The sequence below is a fragment of the Nonomuraea sp. NPDC049784 genome (assembly GCF_040659615.1).
Classification (GTDB): domain Bacteria; phylum Actinomycetota; class Actinomycetes; order Streptosporangiales; family Streptosporangiaceae; genus Nonomuraea.
Genome location: NZ_JBFAMX010000084.1, coordinates 1 through 18,328 on the forward strand (window position 1 = coordinate 1; position 18,328 = coordinate 18,328).

17 protein-coding genes and 3 pseudogenes are annotated in these 18,328 nt (G+C 68.3%); 7 read left to right on the forward strand and 13 right to left on the reverse strand.

Features of this window, described 5'->3' with window-relative positions; genetic code table 11:
• Positions 1–2,449, forward strand: a 2,449-nt coding sequence (locus tag AB0J09_RS19605; RefSeq protein WP_360692565.1) for a S8 family serine peptidase, incomplete at its 5' end; no start/stop codon positions are given.
• 93 nt (positions 2,450–2,542) lie between these two features.
• On the opposite strand, the gene AB0J09_RS19610 is transcribed toward AB0J09_RS19605, so the two are convergent.
• The gene (locus tag AB0J09_RS19610; RefSeq protein WP_360692568.1) at positions 2,543–2,677 is read right to left on the reverse strand and encodes a hypothetical protein; all 135 of its coding nucleotides are present in this window, start codon (positions 2,675–2,677) and stop codon (positions 2,543–2,545) included.
• Positions 2,678–2,798: 121 nt separating this feature from the next.
• Between AB0J09_RS19610 and AB0J09_RS19615 the strand changes: the two genes are divergently transcribed.
• Positions 2,799–2,987, forward strand: coding sequence for a hypothetical protein (locus AB0J09_RS19615; RefSeq protein ID WP_360692571.1), 189 nt, complete (start codon positions 2,799–2,801; stop codon positions 2,985–2,987).
• On the opposite strand, the gene AB0J09_RS19620 is transcribed toward AB0J09_RS19615, so the two are convergent.
• The 3 genes and pseudogenes from AB0J09_RS19620 to AB0J09_RS19630 form a co-directional block, all read right to left on the reverse strand.
• Complete coding sequence (locus tag AB0J09_RS19620; RefSeq protein ID WP_360692636.1) at positions 2,928–4,658, reverse strand: ABC transporter ATP-binding protein; 1,731 nt, start codon at positions 4,656–4,658, stop codon at positions 2,928–2,930. The genes AB0J09_RS19615 and AB0J09_RS19620 overlap by 60 nt on opposite strands.
• An 84-nt stretch (positions 4,659–4,742) precedes the next feature.
• Positions 4,743–5,546: pseudogene (locus tag AB0J09_RS19625) on the reverse strand (ABC transporter permease); the annotation flags it as partial.
• Complete coding sequence (locus AB0J09_RS19630) at positions 5,543–6,523, reverse strand: ABC transporter permease (RefSeq protein ID WP_360692574.1); 981 nt, start codon at positions 6,521–6,523, stop codon at positions 5,543–5,545. The pseudogene AB0J09_RS19625 and the gene AB0J09_RS19630, both read right to left, overlap by 4 nt.
• A 68-nt stretch (positions 6,524–6,591) precedes the next feature.
• On the opposite strand from AB0J09_RS19630, the gene AB0J09_RS19635 reads away from it, so the two are divergent.
• Both AB0J09_RS19635 and AB0J09_RS19640 read left to right on the forward strand, forming a co-directional pair.
• Positions 6,592–8,268 carry an ABC transporter family substrate-binding protein gene (locus tag AB0J09_RS19635; protein ID WP_360692577.1) on the forward strand — a complete coding sequence of 559 codons (1,677 nt, stop codon included), beginning with the start codon at positions 6,592–6,594 and terminating at the stop codon, positions 8,266–8,268.
• A gap of 195 nt (positions 8,269–8,463) precedes the next feature.
• Positions 8,464–9,228: an FAD-dependent monooxygenase gene (locus tag AB0J09_RS19640; RefSeq protein ID WP_360692580.1), complete on the forward strand. Its 765-nt coding sequence runs from the start codon at positions 8,464–8,466 to the stop codon at positions 9,226–9,228.
• 314 nt (positions 9,229–9,542) lie between these two features.
• On the opposite strand, the gene AB0J09_RS19645 is transcribed toward AB0J09_RS19640, so the two are convergent.
• The 4 genes and pseudogenes from AB0J09_RS19645 to AB0J09_RS19660 form a co-directional block, all read right to left on the reverse strand.
• On the reverse strand, positions 9,543–10,118 hold the full coding sequence (locus AB0J09_RS19645) for a dihydrofolate reductase family protein (RefSeq protein WP_360692583.1): 576 nt from the start codon (positions 10,116–10,118) through the stop codon (positions 9,543–9,545).
• Between the two features lie 115 nt (positions 10,119–10,233).
• Positions 10,234–10,850 (reverse strand): annotated as a pseudogene (locus tag AB0J09_RS19650) (transposase); the annotation flags it as partial.
• Between the two features lie 45 nt (positions 10,851–10,895).
• A pseudogene (locus tag AB0J09_RS19655) lies at positions 10,896–11,051 on the reverse strand (integrase core domain-containing protein); the annotation flags it as partial.
• 164 nt (positions 11,052–11,215) lie between these two features.
• The gene (locus AB0J09_RS19660; protein ID WP_360692586.1) at positions 11,216–12,277 is read right to left on the reverse strand and encodes a zinc-binding alcohol dehydrogenase family protein; all 1,062 of its coding nucleotides are present in this window, start codon (positions 12,275–12,277) and stop codon (positions 11,216–11,218) included.
• A gap of 159 nt (positions 12,278–12,436) precedes the next feature.
• Here AB0J09_RS19660 and AB0J09_RS19665 point away from each other — a divergent pair, with 159 nt between their 5' ends.
• A complete protein-coding gene (locus AB0J09_RS19665) occupies positions 12,437–12,997 on the forward strand; it encodes a TetR/AcrR family transcriptional regulator (RefSeq protein ID WP_360692589.1) in 561 nt (186 codons plus the stop codon).
• Positions 12,998–13,138: 141 nt separating this feature from the next.
• Here AB0J09_RS19665 and AB0J09_RS19670 read toward each other — a convergent pair whose 3' ends face one another.
• The 5 genes from AB0J09_RS19670 to AB0J09_RS19690 form a co-directional block, all read right to left on the reverse strand.
• A complete protein-coding gene (locus AB0J09_RS19670) occupies positions 13,139–13,696 on the reverse strand; it encodes a hypothetical protein (protein WP_360692592.1) in 558 nt (185 codons plus the stop codon).
• A gap of 194 nt (positions 13,697–13,890) precedes the next feature.
• Positions 13,891–14,607: a GntR family transcriptional regulator gene (locus tag AB0J09_RS19675; RefSeq protein ID WP_360692595.1), complete on the reverse strand. Its 717-nt coding sequence runs from the start codon at positions 14,605–14,607 to the stop codon at positions 13,891–13,893.
• Between the two features lie 290 nt (positions 14,608–14,897).
• Positions 14,898–15,398, reverse strand: coding sequence for an SRPBCC domain-containing protein (locus AB0J09_RS19680; protein ID WP_360692597.1), 501 nt, complete (start codon positions 15,396–15,398; stop codon positions 14,898–14,900).
• 188 nt (positions 15,399–15,586) lie between these two features.
• A complete protein-coding gene (locus AB0J09_RS19685; protein WP_360692600.1) occupies positions 15,587–16,036 on the reverse strand; it encodes an SRPBCC domain-containing protein in 450 nt (149 codons plus the stop codon).
• 15 nt (positions 16,037–16,051) lie between these two features.
• Complete coding sequence (locus AB0J09_RS19690; RefSeq protein WP_360692603.1) at positions 16,052–16,174, reverse strand: hypothetical protein; 123 nt, start codon at positions 16,172–16,174, stop codon at positions 16,052–16,054.
• Positions 16,175–16,348: 174 nt separating this feature from the next.
• On the opposite strand from AB0J09_RS19690, the gene AB0J09_RS19695 reads away from it, so the two are divergent.
• Together AB0J09_RS19695 and AB0J09_RS19700 are read left to right on the forward strand one after the other, a co-directional pair.
• On the forward strand, positions 16,349–16,693 hold the full coding sequence (locus AB0J09_RS19695; RefSeq protein WP_360692606.1) for a YciI family protein: 345 nt from the start codon (positions 16,349–16,351) through the stop codon (positions 16,691–16,693).
• Positions 16,683–17,903, forward strand: coding sequence for a DUF6596 domain-containing protein (locus AB0J09_RS19700; protein ID WP_360692609.1), 1,221 nt, complete (start codon positions 16,683–16,685; stop codon positions 17,901–17,903). Before AB0J09_RS19695 ends, AB0J09_RS19700 begins: the two co-directional genes overlap by 11 nt.
• Positions 17,904–18,328 lie beyond the last annotated feature (425 nt).

Genomic DNA, 18,328 nt, shown 5'->3' on the forward strand with positions numbered 1-18,328 from the left:
GTCGACGATCGCCGGCACCGCCGACTCCGGCTACCGGGGCGTCGCGCCCGACGCGACCCTGGCGGTCGGCAAGGTCTGCACCGCAAGCGGCAGCTGCCCCGACTCCGCGATGATCGAGGGCATGACGTGGGCCGCCACCACCGCCGGCGCCAAGATCGTGAGCATGAGCATCGGCGGCCAGGACTCGGCGGGCGTCGACCCGCTGGAGTACACGATCGGGCAGCTCTCCAAGCAGACCGGCGCGCTGTTCGTGGTGGCCGCGGGCAACTCCGGTGAGAGCGGCACCACCACCGTGGAGAGCCCCGGCACCGCGGACGCGGCGCTGTCGGTCGGCGCCGTCGACCGCTCCGACAAGCTGGCGTACTTCTCCAGCCGCGGCCCCCGGATGGGCGACTTCGCCGTCAAGCCGGAGATCACCGCTCCCGGTGTCGGCATCGTCGCCGCCAAGCTCGGCGGCGGCTACGTCGGCATGAGCGGCACCTCGATGGCGACCCCGCACGTGGCGGGCGCGGCCGCGCTGGTCGCTCAGCGGCACCCTGATTGGGACGGCCAGAAGATCAAGGCCGCGCTCATCGGCTCCGCAGTCGCCACCGCGGGGCTGACCGCCTACCACCAGGGCGCGGGCCGGGTCGACGCCGCCAGGGCCACCGCCCAGCAGGTCACCGCCGCCCCCGCCAATCTCTCGCTGGCCGAGGGCTGGGGCAGGGAACCGGGCGCCGAGGCGAGCCACCAGGTGACGTACACCAATGACGGCGACAGCGCCGTCACGCTGAAGCTGACGGTGGAGACCCCGTCGTCGCCGGGCGGGCAGCCGGGCAACGGCGGGATGTTCACCCTCGACAGGACGAGCCTCGACGTGTCCGCGCACGGCAGCGCGGCCGTCACGGTGACCGTCCACGACGTCATGCCGCGCGGCGCGCAGGCCACGGCCCTGGTCGCCAAGGGCGGCGAGAACGTGGTGCGGACGATCCTGGCCGACTACACGCCGGTCCCCCCGCGTAAGCTCACGGTCAGCTCGATCGACCGGACGGGCCAGCCCGCCAAGGGCACGGTCGAGGTGTACGAGCGTTACACCGGGGCCAACCACTACCTGACCCTGTCGGGGGGCACCGGATCTCTCAGCGTTCCAGAGGGCGACTACTACGTGGTGCACGGGAACTCCACCGCCTCCGACGGCACCCACACGCTGGCGATCGAGCAGGTGACGCTCGACTCCGACAAGTCCGTCATCGTGGACGCCCGCGAGGGCGTACCGGTGCGGGTCGAGATGGCCGACAGCGCGGCCGAAGGCGTCTCACTCTCCGCCAGTGTCCTGCTGCCCCGCCTGGACGGCGCGCGCTCCTACTCCCTCCTGGCAGCCACGCCCGCCCAGTTCGGCACGCTCTACGTGACCCCGCTGAAAGACGACGCGGCCTCCTACCGGGCACACGCCACGTTCGCGAAGAAGGGCGCGACCGCACAGCAGCCGAGCCCCTTCTTCTACCATGTGGCCGACCTGCGCCAGGGCGGCGTGCCCGCCGACCTTTCCTACAGCACCACCCGTGACCGGCTGACCAAGGTCAGGATCGACTACCGCGCCCAGGGCTCGCCCGCCGCCGGCGACAGCGGCTCCACCCCCGCCGACGGCCACCCCACGCCGACCTTCGACCAGCCGGTCGCCTTCCCCTCCAGGGTGGACGACTACCGGACGGCCGGCCTCTGGAACGACCGCATCAGGGTCGAGGGGCGCATGTCGCTGACCGCCGCGCAGCACGAGTTCGGCCCTCGGAAGAACAACCACCTGGTGTGGAACGCGGGCGTCATCGGCCCGACCATGGTGACCGACGGCCTGGCCAGGCTCGGCGACACCATGGGGCTGAACTCCTCCTACGGCATCCAGTGGTTCATCGACACGCAGGCCGGCGCCACCGGCACCGACTGGGGCGCCACCGGCACGCTCGACCTGGAGCGCGACGGCAAGCTGCTCAAGCGCTGGTCGCCCGTCGGCCTGTGGCAGCCGACGGCCGCCGTGCCCGCGGGGACGGGCGTCTACACTCTGCGCGGCACCGTGCTCAGGGAGCGTCCCTACGCCGGGCTCTCGACCCGGATCGATACGGAGTGGACGTTCGAGTCGGACACGACTGAGGAGATCACGGTGCTGCCGCTGATGGCGGTGCGTGCCGAGGCGCACGGCCTCGACCTGAGCAACCGTGCCCGCACCGGGCAGCAGACGAGGCTGACCATCGCGGTCGAGCGCAGCCCGGGAGCCGCGCCGTCGCCCGCCTCCCTGAGGAGTCTGGAGGCGTCGTTCGACGACGGCGCCACCTGGCGGCCCGTCACCGTGAAGCACGGCACCGCCAAGATCCGCAACCCGCGTGGCGCGGCCTTCGTCTCGCTGCGCGCCAAGGCGGCCGACGAGCAGGGGGCCACCGTGACGCAGACGATCATCCGCGCCTACGGCCTGCGCTGAGCCGCGATTCCATCTGGGGCCGCCTCCCTCGCGGGGAGGCGGCCCCTCGCCGTCATCGGGCGCCCGCCATCGAGCCCTATCAGCGGACGCCACTCACGGGGAAGCGGGCGCCTCCGTGGACGGCTCTGTCGTCTCCGTTCCGTCCGGCGCGAGGGAGGTGGAGGGGGAGCCGCCGAGCTCCCAGCGCATGTCTCCCTTCCCGCCGTTGTTGATGTTGTAGATGATCACCCCGTCGGCGGTCCAGCCTGTACCGCGTCAAAACTGGCACGTAACGATGGCTTCCTTGGGGGTGGCGAGCGGCGTCGCGCCGGCCTGACAGCCGCCGCTGGGCAACGCCCCGATCTCGCTGGTGTCCACCTACGCCGACGTCAACCCAGTGGTGGAGGTGGCGCTGGGCACGCTGGTGCTGGGCGGGACAGTGACCACCCAGACCCTTGTGGGCGGGTTGGTCATCCAGGTCGGAGTCGGGCTGGTGATCTCAACCGAGCGAGGAAAGAAGGCCTCGCACAGCGAAGTGGCAAGCCACGAGATGGCCTGAGCGGCGCTCCTCCTGCGCGGGCGACTCGGTCTCGCACCGCTGCCTGTCCGGGAACGGCAGGCCCGCGTATACCGGGCAACGGCCGCGGAACGGGCATCCCTGGTGGCGTTCGAAGGGGCTCGGCGGGTCGCCCGGCAGGAGCAGGTGCTCGCGGGCACGCTCGACGGCCGGGTCCGGGATCGGCACGGCCGAGATGAGCGCCCTGGTATAGGGATGCAGGGGATCGCTCAGCACGGTCGCGGTGTCGCCGGTCTCGACGGTCCTGCCGAGATACATCACGCTCACCCGATCGGAGATCTGCCGGATCACGGCCAAGTCGTGTGAGACGAACAGGTAGGCCAGCCCCAGCTCGTCGCGGAGCCGGACGAGCAGGTCCAGGATGCCCGCCTGCACGGTCACGTCCAGCGCGGAGACCGGCTCGTCGAGCACGACCAGCTTGGGCCGGACCGACAGCGCGCGGGCGATGCCGATGCGCTGGCGCTGCCCGCCGGAGAACTCGTGCGGGAACCTGTCGGCGTGCTCGGCCTTCAGCCCGACCTGCTCGAGCAGTTCGGGCACGCTGTCGACGGGCAGCCCCTTGGCACGCAGCGGCTCGGCGATGATCGCGCCCACGGTCATCCTCGGATCGAGGCTCGACATTGGGTCCTGGAAGACGATCTGCGCGTCTCTGCTGACCCCTGGCATCCCGAGGATCTCGAACAGCGTGGTGGTCTTCCCGGACCCCGACTCGCCCACCAGCCCCAGCGTCTCGCCTGGCCTGACGGTCAGATCCACGCCGTCCACGGCGTAGACGGTTCCGACCCTGCGTTTGAACGCCGACCCGCGCATCAGCGGGAAGGTCTTGCGCAAGCCGGTCACCTCGACCAGCGGCGCCCCCCGCGCGGGACTGCGCGGCTCGATGGCCGCGTCCAGCCGCGGCACCGCCGCCAGCAGATCCTTGGTGTACGGCTCCCGCGGCCGGGCGAACACCCGATCCGCCCCGCCCTCCTCCACCACCACGCCCCTGTTCATCACCGCGACCCTGTCGGCGATTCCCGCGATCACGCCGAGGTCGTGGCTGACCAGGACCAGGGCCGCGCCCGTCTCGCGTTGCGCCCTGCGGAGCAGGTCGAGCACCTGAGCCTGGACTGTGACGTCCAGCGCGGTCGTGGGCTCGTCGGCGAGGATCACGTCAGGGTCGTTGGCGATGGCCATGGCGATCATGGCGCGCTGGCGCATGCCGCCGGAGAACTCGTGCGGGTAGGACTCGGCCCGCCGTTCGGGCTCGGGGATGCCGACCGACCTGAGCAGCTCGACGGCCTTGGCATGGGCCTCCTCCCTGCTCAGGTCCGTGTGGGCACGTAGCGCCTCGGCGATCTGGACGCCGATCCGGTAGACGGGGGTGAAGGCCGACAGCGGATCCTGGAAGACCATGGCGACCCTGGCACCGCGGGCCCGCATGAGGGTGCGTACGTCGGCGCCGATCAGTTCGGTGTCGCCGAGTCGTACCGAACCCTTGACCGTGGCCGTGGCGGGCAGCAGTCCCATCGCGGCCAGGGCCGTCACGGATTTGCCCGAGCCCGACTCACCCACGATGCCGAGTACCTCGCCGCGGCGCAGGTCCCAGCTCACCGAGTCGACGGCGACGGCGTCGCCGAAGCGGACCGTAAGATCACGGACGCTGAGGACCACGTCGTCGGAAGGCGCTTCGGAGCGTGGAAGCGCCGCCACCGTACCCCGCTTGGGACGGGCGGCCTCGCTGGTGGGGTCGAGCGCGTCGCGCAGGCCGTCCCCGACGAGGCTGATCGCCAGCACGAAGACGATGAGGAGGCCGGCGGCGAAATAGAACATCCACGGGTAGCCGATGGCGGCCTCGGTGCCGTCGGCGATCAATGTGCCCAGGGAGACGTCGGGCGGCTGAACGCCGAACCCGAAGTAGGAGAGCGCGGTCTCGCTCATGACCGCGCCGCCGACCGCGATCGTGGTGTCGATGATCAGGAACGACGCGACATTGGGCAGGATGTGCCGGGCGATGATCCGAAACCTCGGGACGCCCATGAGCTCGGCCGCCCGCACGAAGTCGCGTTCCTTCAGGGAAAGCGTCATCGACCTGACGATCCTGGCGCTGATCATCCATCCGAGGAATCCGAGGAGGAGCGCGAAGACCAGCCAGCCCGCTCCCTTCAGCCGCGGTGACACCATCGAGATGATCAGGAACCCGGGAAAGATCAGGAGCAGGTCGATGCAGAAGCGCAGCGCCCGGTCTGTCCAGCCGCCGAGATACCCGGCCGCGGCGCCGGCCAGCGAGGCGAGCACGGTCGAGAACAGGGCCACGACCAGGCCGATGATGAGCGACTTGCGGAGCCCATACGTGGTCTGCGAGAAGATGTCCTGGCCAATCCTGTTGGTCCCCCACCAGTGCGCCGCCGAGGGAGCCGAACGGATCGACAGGTAGTCGACCTGGGTGGGCGTCCACGGGCTGATCACCGGACCGAGGAAACCCAGGAGGAACAGCAGCACGATGACCAGGGCGCCCACCAGGACACCCTTCGACTTGACGAAGCGGCGAAGTGTGATCATGCGTGACGCACCCGGGGATCGAGGACGGCGAGCAGGATGTCGGCCACGAAGCCCGACAGCAGGATGACGACGGCGGCGAAGAGGTTGACGGCGACCACGGAGTTCAGGTCGTTGCGGCCGACGGCGTTCATGAACCAGTCGCCCATGCCGTGCCAGCCGAAGATCCGCTCGGTGAAGGCCGCGCCGGTGAAGATGCCGAGGAACCCGAATGCGAAGAAGGTGGTCATCGGCACCAGCGCGGTCCGCAGGCCGTGCCTGAGCATGGCCGTCCTCGGGTGGATGCCCTTGGCCAGAGCGGTGCGCAGGTAGTCGGAGGCCAGCACGTCGAGCATGGTGGCGCGCTGGTAGCGGCTGTAGGCGGCGATGGTCCCCAGCGCGATCGAGAGCGTGGGCAGCAGCAGGTGCCCGGCCCGGTCACCGAGTTGGACGAGGAACCCGCCCTGCAGGTCGGGCGACTTCTCGCCGGTGAAGTCGATCAGGTGGCCCACGTTGTCGTTCAGCCAGGTGGTGCCGATCTTCAACAGCGTCGCCAGCAGGAACACCGGCGTCGACAGCAGGATGAACGAGATCGCCGTGACGGCCCGGTCGGAGAAGCGATACTGCCTGATCGCCCCCCACGCTCCCGCCAGCACACCGGCCACGGTCCCGACCAGCGTGCCGAGGAGTAGCAACCGCAGGCTCACCCCGACTCGGCGACCGAACTCGTCGTTGACTGAGGTGTCGTCGATCGTCCTGCCGAGGTCGCCCGTGACGGCCTTTCCCGCCCAGGTGCCGAAACGCTGGAGAAAGGGGACCTTGTCGTTGATCCCGAGTTCGGTGAGCTGCGCATCGACCATCTCCGCGGTCGGCTGCGGGCGCCTGCCCTCGAAATAGGCCCTGGGATTCATGCTCGCCGACGCCAGGGCGTACGAAATGAAGACCGCTACCAGGAGCAACACGACGTAGTACCCGGCTCGTCTGCCGAGGTAGCCCAGCACGAAGATCCTCCCAGCGTCACAGGCTATCCTACAGTTCAGATAGGTTTTTGGATAAATAGGAGCTTCCGTTGAGAATAAAGCTGCCCGTCATGGTCGCCGCACTCGCCCTGGCGGTTTCCGCCTGCGCGGGTGGACAGAACCCCTCCACATCGTCCGCGGCCCCCAGCACCACACCGCTGGCGGCCAACGCTTCCGGCGTCAACCCGCAGCCGCCGGACAAGCTGAAGGACGGCGGAGCCCTGCACATGGCGATCCAGCAGTGGATCACGCAGTACAACAGCAACCAGGTGGACGGCACGCAGGGTGACGCGCAGGCGATCACCTCGCTGGTGGAGCCCACGCTGTTCCTGAACGACGCCAAGGGCGTGCCGCACGCCAACCCCGACTACCTGATCTCAGCCGAGGTGACCTCAACCTCCCCGCAGGTCATCACCTACAAGCTGAACCCGAAGGCCAAGTGGTCCGACGGCAAGCCGCTGTCGTACAAGGACTTCGAGGCGCAGTGGAACGCCCTCAACGGCAAGGACAAGCGCTACCTGATTGCCAGCTCGGCCGGTTACGAGCTGGTCAGCAAGGTGGAGCAGGGGGCCGACGCCGCTGAGGTGAAGGTGACGTTCGCGCAGCCGTTCGCCGACTGGCAGTCGCTGTTCAAGGTGCTCTTCCCCGCGGCCGAATACGACACTCCCGAGAAGTTCAACAAGCACTGGATAGAGAAGGTACCGATCACCAGCGCCGCATGGAAGATCGGCACTTACGACAAGACCGCGCAGACGGTCACCGCGGTGCGCGACACCAGCTGGTGGGGCACCCCGCCCAAGCTCGACACGATCGTCTTCCGCGCCCTTGACCCAGCCGCCCAACTCGACGCCTACCTCAACAAGGAGATCGACTACACCAGCGCCGTCCGCACCGAGGCCTACGAGCGGGTCAAGAACGACCCCGCCACCGACATCCGCGTCGGCGCCCGCTGGGACGAGGTCATCGTCCTCCTGAACGGCGGCCGCGGCCCGCTGGCCGATCAGAAGGTCCGTAACGCGGTTGAGAAGGCCATCGACCGGCAGGCCATCGCCACGGTCTCGCTGAAGGGCCTGCCCGTCGATCCCAAGCCCGTCGGCAACCACTTCTTCATGCCGAACCAGGAGGGCTACCAGGACACCTCCGGCGAATGGGGCAAGCTCGACGTTGAGGGCGCGAAGAAGCTCCTCACGGACGCCGGATGGGCCGATGGCAACCCGCGCACCAAGGACGGCCAGCCGTTCAAGCTATCGTTCGTCATCTCGGCCGACGCCACCCAGCAGCAGATCGACCAGGCCACGCTGATGCAGCAGATGCTCGGCCAGGTGGGCATCCAGCTCACGATCGACAAGGTGCCCGGCAACGACTACTTCGAGAAGTACGTCAACCGCGGCAACTTCGACCTGGTCTCCTTCCGCAACGTGGACCAGATCTACTTGTCGGAGGCTTACGCGCAATACCAGGCGCCCGACGGCGACAACGTCTTCCAAAACTACGGCCGGGTCAGCTCGCCCGAATTGGTGGACCTGCTGAAGAAGGCCCAGGTCGCCACCGACAGGGCCGAAGCCCTCAAGCTGTACAACCAGGCCGACGCGCTCGTCTGGTCACTCGGGCACTCGATCGCGCTCTACCAGCGCCCGCAGATCCTCGCGGTCCGTAAGGGCCTGGCCAACTTCGGCGCCGGCGGCCTGTCCTCCGACGACTTCAACAAGGCCGGCTGGATGAAGTAGATCTCATCCGAGCGCCGACAGCGCGTCGGCGAAGGCAGCAAGGGAGCGTCGCCGCCTGCGTCACTATTGCTCGGCCACCCGCACCCGCTCTCCAAGGTCGGCGGAGGTCGAAACAGCCGAGTTCGCCGGCGAGGCCCGCGCGCTTGTGCGCCTGCCGAAACCTCGTCGGCGTACGTTCAGATCCACGCGGGTGAGGTGGCCGGACGGCGCTTCGACCTCCTCATCGGCGCCGACGGTGCGGGCTCGGCGGTGCGTACGGCCATGCAGGAGCAGATCGAGGGCTTCACCGTCGAGACCTCCAGCGTCCCGAACTACGGGACCATCCTGGAACTCGACCGGGTCGGTGACCGGCTGGACAAGCGCTACCTCCACGGCCTGGCGTTCAGTCCGTTCGCCGTCGCGGGGGTGACCACCGACGAGGGCAGATCGGATGGCGTGCGCTGGCTGTGCGTGATCGGGGTGAACAAGCCGGCCTCCTTCACCTCCCCCGAGCAGGCCGCCGCCTGGCTGGGTCGGCACGTCCCACGCGCCCGGGATCTGACCAGCGAGCAGGCGATCGCCGCGTTCTCCCGACGAGAGAGCGTCCACCTGGGCCAGCGGCTGATCTGCTCGAACCTGCACGGCGGCCGGGCGGTACTGCTCGGCGACGCCGCTGCCGCCTACCCGCCGATCGGCCAGGGTGGCAACGCGGCCCTGGAGTCGGCGATGGTGCTCGACCAGTGCCTGGCGGCAGGGCCGCTGGATACCGCCGCTGCCCGTTATGAGGCGGCCTGGAAACCCGAAGCGGACGCCCTTTCCTGGGTCGGCCGGCAGGTCCGCTACCAGAACCGGTGGACCACTGTCCGGACGATCATCTCAGCCGCCCTTGGGTCCAACATCGCCAGCCAAGCCAAGAGCTCTGCCCGTTCGTATGCCGAGGTGCGACGAGCGGCCGGCCGCCTGGGCGCGCTCTGGGGCTAGCCCGTGTAGCAAAGGAGCACAATCATGCGCTTTGACGTACACACTCACGCCATGGTGGAGGCGTGATGGCGGGTTTCGCGGCTCGGAGGTTCCGGCCGACGGGCGGCTACAAGATCTCGATTCGGTGGACATCAGGGGCGCACGGGGGAGGCGTAGCGTCGCCGACGTGACGGCTGACAGCGGTCAGTGGGCCTGGTAGTGCGCCGCTGTCACTTCCTCGTACATTGGATCGTAAGCGTGAAGGGCTGCTTGATCGGCTCGAACTTTGGCGCCCAATTCGCTTGGGCGATGGATCAACGCCGCCCCGTCGCCGATCAACTGTGTCGGGTCGGCCGATAGGTCAGCACCTGCGTGTGGCCGTCGAAGGTCCGGGCCTCGAGCAGCTCGAGGTCGAAGTCGCCCGCACCGTCGAAGATCCGGTCCACGCCGGTCGTCCCGGAGATCACTGGGAAGACCGTCACCTCGATGGTGTCGATCAGGCCGGCGTTCAGCAGCGCCCGGTTGAGCGTCAGGCTGCCGTGGGAGCGCAGCGGCACATCGGATTCGGCCTTGAGGCGCGTGACCACCTCGACAGGATCGCCGGACTCGATGGTCGTGTCCGGCCACTCGAGCGGCTCGGTCAGCCGGCTGGAGAGCACCGTGACCGGGGAGTCGAACATGCGCGTGATCCACCCGTCGAACAGGCTGCGGTCGAAGCCTGCGTTAAGGAACGGCGCATTCGACGAGTAGGTCTTGGCCCCGAGCACCATGCGCAGCGGGTCGCGGTAGGCAGCGGCGCGATACGCGAGGAATTCGGGGCCCTGCTTGCCCCAGTAGCCGCCCCAGTCGCCGTTGTGGTTGGCGAAGCCGTCGAGCGTGGAGAAGATGTCGAAGGTGTACGTGGCAGTCATGGTGTCTCCTTGCGGGAAGTTGGTCGCGCGCGCCTTGTGGCGGCCTCACCCCTGCTACGAACACCACCGTCCCGATCCGACACGCCTCCCGGATTTCTTTCAAAACTTTCCGGGCTCATCCGATCTGAGTGTGTAGTTGTGGTCTGAACCCGCCAGCCTCGAGGAGTGATCTTGCGATGTGGTTGGCGAGGTTGCGGAAGCCCAGCGCGGAGCCGCGTAGGTGTTCCAGGCGGCCGTTGATCGCTTCGGTCGGTCCGTTGCTGGTGCCGGCCCGCTCGAAGTAGGCCGGCACGTCGGCGTCACCGGTGCGCCCGCGGTGCCCGCAGGTCTGTTGCTGAACACGCTGCCGACATCGGTCGAGGGCGTCGCCGGCCAGTGCTACGACGTGGAAGGGATCCATGACCGCGACCGCGCCGGGCCAGTGCCGTCACGCACCGGTGTCAGGTCGATGATCACCGTGACGTACTTGTCCCCGCGACGGGTGTGTCGCCACGCGTGCTCGTCGACGCCGATGACCTGCACGCCGTCGAGACGGTGCGGGTCGCTGATCAGCACGCGGCGACCTTCGGTCAGCACCGCGTCGGCTGCCACCCGAACGGCTCGTGCGCCAGCTGCCTGGTCACCGTGTCTCGCGGCGTTCCCACGCATCCGCAACGGCGGCCACCACCGGTACTCGCCCGGCTCGACCCGACAGGCCAGGACCGCACAATCGGGCTCGAGCCGCTGACCCACCTCCACATCTCGGACGGGCTGCGTTTCGGAGTCCGGGGGTCGCTGGTGGCGAGATTGGTGGGGTCTGTGCCCGTCGTAGTGGATCAGGTATTCGCCAAGCACCAAGGCCAGGTGGCGTTCGCCAAGGATCAAGATCCTTTCCAGTGGTTCGCGGCGTATGGTGCCGATCACGCGTTCGCAGATGGCGTTCGCCCTCGGTGTCCGCGGCGGCGTATCAACACCGTGATGCCCACGGCGGCGAAGATCTCATCGAAGACGGCGGTGAACTTGGCGTCCCGATCGCGGATAAGAAAGCGGAACACTTCGCTGACGCGTCAGTTCCGGACCTTGTCCAGGCCTCGGTGGTCCGTAAACCGTTCGAGGGCTCAGAGGGTGACGACGAGCTTTTTCGCGGAGACGCCGTTCTTGAGCTGTTGCAGCGCGTCAGGGATGTGTGCGAGTCCGTGGCCGACGACGGTCGCGTCCGGTGCGGCGCGGTAGGCGCCGGTGGAGAGTGCGGTCGGCAGGAAGCTGACGTAGATCGCCGGTCCGACCTCGTTGTCCTTCAAAGTGCCGCCCCAGATGCTGCTCACCCGTACACCGAGCCGCCGCGCGTGCCGTCCCGTGATGCGCGTGAACAGTGCGGGCTGCGCCGAGGCGATCCGCTTGCTGCCCGCGGTCCTGGCCGCGATCGTGATCGTCTTCGTGAGCGACCTGGATCCGATCGCGAGCGTGCCTGCGAGCGGACTGCCGCCGATCCGCTCCACGATTTCCTCGACGGAGGTGGGGCTGCTGCGGTCGACGGCCTCGGCGGCGCCCAGGGATCGGACGTAGTCGAAGTTGTGCGGCGAGGCGGTGGCCACGACCTGGTAGCCGGCGTTGCGGGCGAGCTGGATCGCGTTGGCCCCGACGCTTGTCGAACCGCCCCATACGAGCACCGTCTCCGACCGGTCGACGGGGTTGGAGAGGTCCGGTTCACCTGGGATCGCCAGCCCCAGGTGGTCCTGCTGGAACAAGCCGGTCGAGGCGGTCGAGAGGGCTAGCGGGAGCACGGCCGCCTGTGTGAAGGGCAGCGAGTCGGGGATGGGGGCGACCATGTGCTGCATGAGCACGACATAGTGCTGGAAGGCGCTCTCGGCTGCGCGGTTCTGCGACTTCTCGACGCCGAACGCGTGCCCGAGGACGCGATCGCCCGGCCGAAGCCGTGTCACGCCAGAACCGGTCTCGACGACTTCGCCGGCGACGTCCGAGCCCACAACGGCCGGAAAGGTCAGCCAGGGCAGGGCCAGGCGGTACAGGAGGCCCGGTATGCCGTCGATGGGATTCACGGCGATCGCCCGCACGCGGACGACGACCTCGTTCGCCGCCGGAGGCGTGTAGGGGGCGGGGCCCACCTCGAAGCGCGCGCCTCGCTTCGGCAGCCACAGCGCGGTGTTCTGATGGGACATCTCCGGGCCTCTTTCCGTTACCAGATCGCTTATCTGGGTCGTCGGGTCATGCGAACCGCAGCTGCGAGACTAGGCAATGTCTAGTAACTAGTCAACGTCTATTTTCACTAGGATGAAGCCATGTCTCATAGGCCTTTCCATCACGGCAATCTCCGTGCCGTGCTGCTCGAACAGGCGGAGGCGGTGCTTCGTGAGCGTGGGATCGATGCGCTGTCCCTCCGGGAACTGGCGCGTGAGGCCGGCGTCAGTCATGGAGCTCCCCGAAGTCATTTCGTCGACCGGAGCGCCCTGCTCGATGCACTGGCGGAACGGGGCTTCGTCCGGCTCGCCGACCAGATTCGCGATGCCGCTTCGCAGGTGCCGGCGGACCAGGCCCGCGCCCTTCACGCGGCGGCCTCGGCATACCTGAGGTTCGCCGAGCGGGACCCGGCGCTGCTCGACCTCATGTTCGCGACGAAGGCCGACGGTCCCTCGGAAGCGGTCCGAAACGCCGCGGAGCGCCTGTTCGGCGTCATGACCGACATCATGAACGCGGGTGTCGAAGCGGGCACGGACAACGCACGCGACGTCGGCCGGCTGACCCTGCTGCTGTCCGCGACGGTTCAGGGCATCTCGGCGCTCGTCACGTCCCAACGGATCACGACGTCTCAGGGCGAGATGCTGATCGACGATGCCATCTCGGTCTTCCTTACGGGCGTATCGGCCGAACGCGGCCAGTGAGAGACCGTCACCTCATCCGGTCCGTGACTCGGTCGGCCTGTCCGGTGGCCGCCAGCCGTCGGTGAGGATGTCCAAGACCTCCTCGACGGCGGCAGGGCGGTCCTTCTGCCCCCTAACGAGGACCGGGACCTCCAGGACGAATCATGGACCGGCCAGCAGGGCATCGGCTTGCGAGTGCAGGAAGTCAGCCCACGTGGTGGACGCCCGCTCGGGCGCCGGATCAAGCCCTTCCTGCTTGAGGATCTCCCAGACCGTCGACGGGGCGATCTTAATGCCGAGCGTGATGAGCTCACCGTGCACCCGCCGATACCCCCACGAGGGATTTTCGCGAACCAGCCGCAGAATGAGGACACGGATGGAGTGGACGGTGGGCGGGCGACCTCGCCGGTTCGGCCGGCAGGCACGGGCGTGACGCCGTTTCATCAGATCGCGGTGCCAGCGCAAGACGGTATGCGGCCGTACGAACAGCTGCAGCCGGCGCAGGACCTCACGTGGCAACGATGTCAGCAGCGCGGCCAGGAAAGCCCGCTCCTCGGGCGCGAACCTCACCCTGGCATCGGCGCCCAGTTGCCGTTCAAGCACGGTGATCTGATGGCGCAGGGCGAGTATCTCGACGTCCTTGTCCCGATCGCCCATGGGTAGCAGCCGCAGCGCAGTGAAGGCGTTCGTAACGGCGAGATAGGCCAGGCGGAGGAGCACGGTCGATCATCATGCCGCATGCGTCTCCCCTCTACTGAGGGCCGGAGCTCGCGCACGCCACGCATAGCCCCACATGCCCGTGAACTGGGCGGACGCAACTATCGGCAGGCGCAACCCCACTTCGGCGGCCAACACTCCGTTCTCGCTTCCGGGGGTCGTCCAACAAATTGGGCGGCGCCGTACGGCGATAGGCGTCAGAATCCTTCCCTCTGTTTGTCGTACGAGCAGGAGGTCAGGCCCGCGGCGGTCAGAGTCAGGTGCTTGGCCAGTACTTCGGCGGCGGTGTCGGCGTCGCGGGCCAGGACCACCTCCTCCAGGCGGCGGTGTTCGGCGGTGCCGTCGCGGTCGGGTGTGCGGTGGGCAGACCAGCGGCGGGCCAGTTCGCTGGCCGTCCACAGTCTGTCGAAGGTGTTCAGCAGCACAGGGTTGCCGGATCCCTCCAGCAGGGTCCGGTGGAAGACGCGGTGGGCTTCGGACCACGCGCTGCTGTAGTACTCGCCTTCCTCCGGCACGTACACCGGGGTGCGGACCAGCCGGTGGTGGGCCGCGCGCACCCGTGCTTCCCAGTCGAGATCGCCGCGCTCGATCGCCATGCGCAGCATGACCGGTTCGATCGTGCGGCGCGCCTCGGCGATCTCCTGCCAGCGTCGGTCGGAGAAGGCGGGGACGGCGAAGCCGCGGTTGGGCAGCCGCACCGCGACGCCCTCGCCGACCAGCCCTACCAGGGCTTCGCGGACGACCGCCAGGCTGACCTGGTGCTGCTGGGCAAGCTCCTGTGGCTTGAGCGCTTCGCTCGGGACGTACGCGCCCCTCATGATCGCTTCCCGGAGCCGGGCGTGAACACGCTCGGAGAGCATCTGCTTCGTCGATAGGTCGGTCGTCCGCGTCATTGCGCCTTCCGAAAACCCCATCCAAGCAGTTCAGCTGCATCTCACGCCCAGCCCGCGCCTTGCCGATCTTGCGGTTGGTCGCTCGCACTGCCTTGAGCACCAACCGCGCGGTCGCCCGTGCGCTGTCGTGGTAGAGCTGCGGCCGCATCGAGACGTAGGTGTCGGCGGTCAGCACGATGCCGGCATGCCCAAGCGTGCCCTGCACCACCTTCAGCTCCGTCCCCGACGCCAACGCCGACAGGCCTGGCCGAGCTGGATGCGTTCGTCCTCCCGCAGCGGCCGCGTCTCCCACGTCGGCTCGGGCAGTGCGATCACATTGTGCGGCGCCTGATCGCCGCCTCGAGGTTGTCGAGTTCGTCGCCGCGATGGGCGCGGTGCTGCTGCGTCCAGGTTTCGTCGTGGAGGGGATCGACCGTCATGACCACGTTCGTGTGGTCACCGGCGGGCTCGATGTCGATGGTCGTCAGGTGCTCATACGGCTCGTGGTCGGGCACGAAGTCGATCAGCGACAGGTAGGCGAGACGGGTCGGCGGTGCGACCTCGGTGAACGTCTTACGCAACTCGCTCGAGAGCGGCATGCCGGCGTTCCGCATGAACGCGACCTGTTCCGGCGCGGTCGCGGTCATGGTGTACCGCAGTTGACCGGTGGGCTTGAGCTCGAGCTCGCTCACCCGGGTTTCGAAGCCATCGGGGGCCCACCACTCCTCGAGGCCGGCGGCGGTGGTACACAGCTCCCAGATGAGCTCCGCCGGAGCGTCGTAGGTACGCTCGAGCCGCGCGGCCTTCGGGCTGGGCGTGGGTTCGGTGGTCATCGATCCTCCTCAGTTGGTTGGGTTGGGTTGACGTAGGAACAGCACATTCTCTGAGATTCTGTGGAATTAGAGATCATCTATCTGGCGGCTGGGACGGAGTATCGATGGACGCCGCGTCCAGCAGGTCGAAGCCGGGTGAAGAGCCGGCCCGAGGATGAGTGGTAGGTCGGCGCTTCTCTGGGCTGTGTTCAGTCCCAGCGGCTGATTTCGCCGGCGGGGTAGGCTGCGAACGCCTCGCTTTCGGCGCCGGTCTTGAGGCTGGCCAGGTAGGCGCCCCAGTTGGTGCTGCATCCGCTCATGAATTCGCCGGCCTGTTGCCAGCCGGCGTGGGTGAACAGAAGAGTGGTGCCGCCATGGCCGCGGGGTCGGAGGGTGAAGGTGATCCCGGTGTCGATCCAGGTGTCGGGTCCGTCGGTGACCCGCCACACCACCTGGTCCGGGGTGTCGGTCAGGACCTGCATGACGGCGGCGGGCTGCTCGGCGTCGCCGAAGTAGACACTGAAGCTGGAGCCGGTGGTGTGTTCCCCAGTGAGCGGCCGCCCGGTCCACCAGCGGGCGATGCCGTCGGTGCTGGCGATGAGGTCGTGTACCCGCTTCGGCGGGGCGTCGATGCTGATGCGGTGCAGGATGTCAGGCATTGTGGGTCCCTTCGGTCAGGCGGCGACGAGGACGCCGGCCGGGTCGGTGTGGGCGGTTGCTTGGGGGGCGGTCGTCAGGCCCAGCACCCAGCGCGGCCGGATCGCGGTCACGGTGGACGGGGATCGGGCGTTCGTCATCGGCTCCTCCAGCGCCCTCGCCGCCTCCTCTCGGGCGGATCTACAGCAGTGACGAACGGCCAAGCGCCGGACGGACACCACCGCGGGAAAAATCTGTCGGCGGTTGCTGTCCGTCCACGGCGACGCTGTTCGTCTGATACTTGACGCGGCACCGACCCGTGACTTGGAGGACTCATGCAGTACGCGTTGTTGGCCTACACCCCGACGGAGGACACGGACCGGGCAGCGCGCCCGATTCCGAGTGCCCTTGCCGCCCAGCTCGACCGGCCGAACGTCACCGGCTGGGCACGGCTCCACGCTGCGGAGTCGGCGACGACGCTGCGCAACGACGAAGGACGGATGCCGCTGACCGACGGACCGTTCATCGACAGCAAGGAGTACCTCGCCGGCCTGATCCTGATCGAGGCCGACAACCTCGACGGGGCACTCGCCATCGCCAAGGAACTGCTCCAGGAGACCAGACCCGGCAGCGCGATCGAGGTGCGGCCCATCCTCGACGGACGCTTCCGTGGCGCTTGACGCCGTCTTCCGCGACCAGTGGGGTCGCGTGCTGGCCACACTGGTCGGGATCCTCGGCGACATCGAACTGGCCGAGGACGCGGCCGCCGAAGCGTTCGCCATCGCCGCCGAACGCTGGCCACGCGACGGAGAACCGGCCAACCCCATCGGCTGGCTCATCACGACCGCGCGCAACCGCGCCATCGACAACCTGCGCCGCCAGCAGGTCCTGGCCGACAAGACGAAGCTGCTCGCCCGCGACATCGAGACCGGGCCACAGCCACCGGAGGCACTCATGGATGACGCCGCCACCATCCCGGACGAGCGGCTGGAGCTGATCTTCACCTGCTGTCACCCGGCGCTCGCCCTCGAGGCGCAGGTGGCGCTCACCCTGCGCACCCTCGGCGGCCTGTCCACCGACGAGATCGCGCTTGCGTTCCTCGTCCCGTTCGAGACCATGAGCAAGCGACTGACCAGGGCCAAACACAAGATCCGTCACGCGGGCATCCCGTTCGCCCTGCCGCCCGATCACCAGCTACCCGACCGGCTGGCGGCCGTCCTCGCCGTGGTCTACCTGATCTTCAACCAGGGCTGGGGCGGCGGCCGCGTCGACCTCGCCGCGGAAGCGATCCACCTCGGCCGGGCGCTCGCCGACCTGATGCCGGACGAACCTGACGTACTCGCGCTGCTGGCGCTGATGCTGCTGCACGACGCGCGCAAAGCGGCCCGCCTGCGCGACGGGCAGATCGTCCCCCTCGACGACCAGGACCGTACCCGGTGGGACACGGAGCAGATCGACGAGGGCCGAGCGCTGCTGCAGCGGGCCATGGCACGAGGGCGCACCGGGCCCTACCTGGTCCAAGCGGCCATCGCCGACCTGCACCTGCATGAGCCCCGTGACTGGCGGCAGATCGCCGCGCTGTACCAGACGCTCGCCAGACAGACCCGCTCTTCGATCGTCGAGATGAACCGGGCCATCGCCGTGGCCGAGATCGACGGCCCCGAAGCCGGCCTTGCCATCCTCGACCGCCTCGACCTCGACCATTACCGATACTTCCACTCCACCCGCGCCGAGCTCCTGCGTCGCGCCGGCCGCGACGGCGAGGCCCACCATGCCTACCGCCGGGCGCTCGACCTCGCGCAGACTGAGCCAGAACAGCGCTTCCTTGCCGACCGGCTAGCCGAGACCACACCCTCTGTCAGGAGAGACCCCGGCTGCGCCGGCACATGATGGGCGCCATCTCCGACAAAGTTCGGATTGTCCACGCAGACCCTCAACGCACTCACGTCGGCCAAGAGCGGACATTGCCGGGCTCGGGCATCCCCGCTTGGACTGGCTCGTACCTGCCTCTGGGGATCAGGAGGTAGTGCCTCTTCGCAGACACCGGGGGCGCGAAAGGTCACCCGCCTGGCGCGTCAGCGTTTGCCGGTCTGCTGCAACAGCGATCGTTTCCGCTTGAAGGTGACATCGCTGAGAACTTCATCGGCGAAATCATCTCAGGACATGGGCGCCTGGGAACCCTTTGCTGCTTGGCGCGCGTGGCTGGGACAACCAGCTGTCGCGGCTCGGCGACGACCTCGCCGTCCAGTTCCCCTGGGCGACGCAGTCAGCGGACGCGCTGCTGCGCAAGGAGCACACCTGGCTGCCCGCCCTCG

What these genes read in the sequence shown, in the direction of transcription:
- AB0J09_RS19675 (WP_360692595.1), bottom strand. Translation starts at nt 14,607, where the DNA reads ATGGGGTTTTCGGAAGGCGCAATGACGCGGACGACCGACCTATCGACG.
- AB0J09_RS19680 (WP_360692597.1), bottom strand. Translation starts at nt 15,398, where the DNA reads ATGACCACCGAACCCACGCCCAGCCCGAAGGCCGCGCGGCTCGAGCGT.
- AB0J09_RS19660 (WP_360692586.1), bottom strand. Translation starts at nt 12,277, where the DNA reads ATGTCCCATCAGAACACCGCGCTGTGGCTGCCGAAGCGAGGCGCGCGC.
- AB0J09_RS19695 (WP_360692606.1), top strand. Translation starts at nt 16,349, where the DNA reads ATGCAGTACGCGTTGTTGGCCTACACCCCGACGGAGGACACGGACCGG.
- AB0J09_RS19645 (WP_360692583.1), bottom strand. Translation starts at nt 10,118, where the DNA reads ATGACTGCCACGTACACCTTCGACATCTTCTCCACGCTCGACGGCTTC.
- AB0J09_RS19685 (WP_360692600.1), bottom strand. Translation starts at nt 16,036, where the DNA reads ATGCCTGACATCCTGCACCGCATCAGCATCGACGCCCCGCCGAAGCGG.
- AB0J09_RS19690 (WP_360692603.1), bottom strand. Translation starts at nt 16,174, where the DNA reads ATGACGAACGCCCGATCCCCGTCCACCGTGACCGCGATCCGGCCGCGC.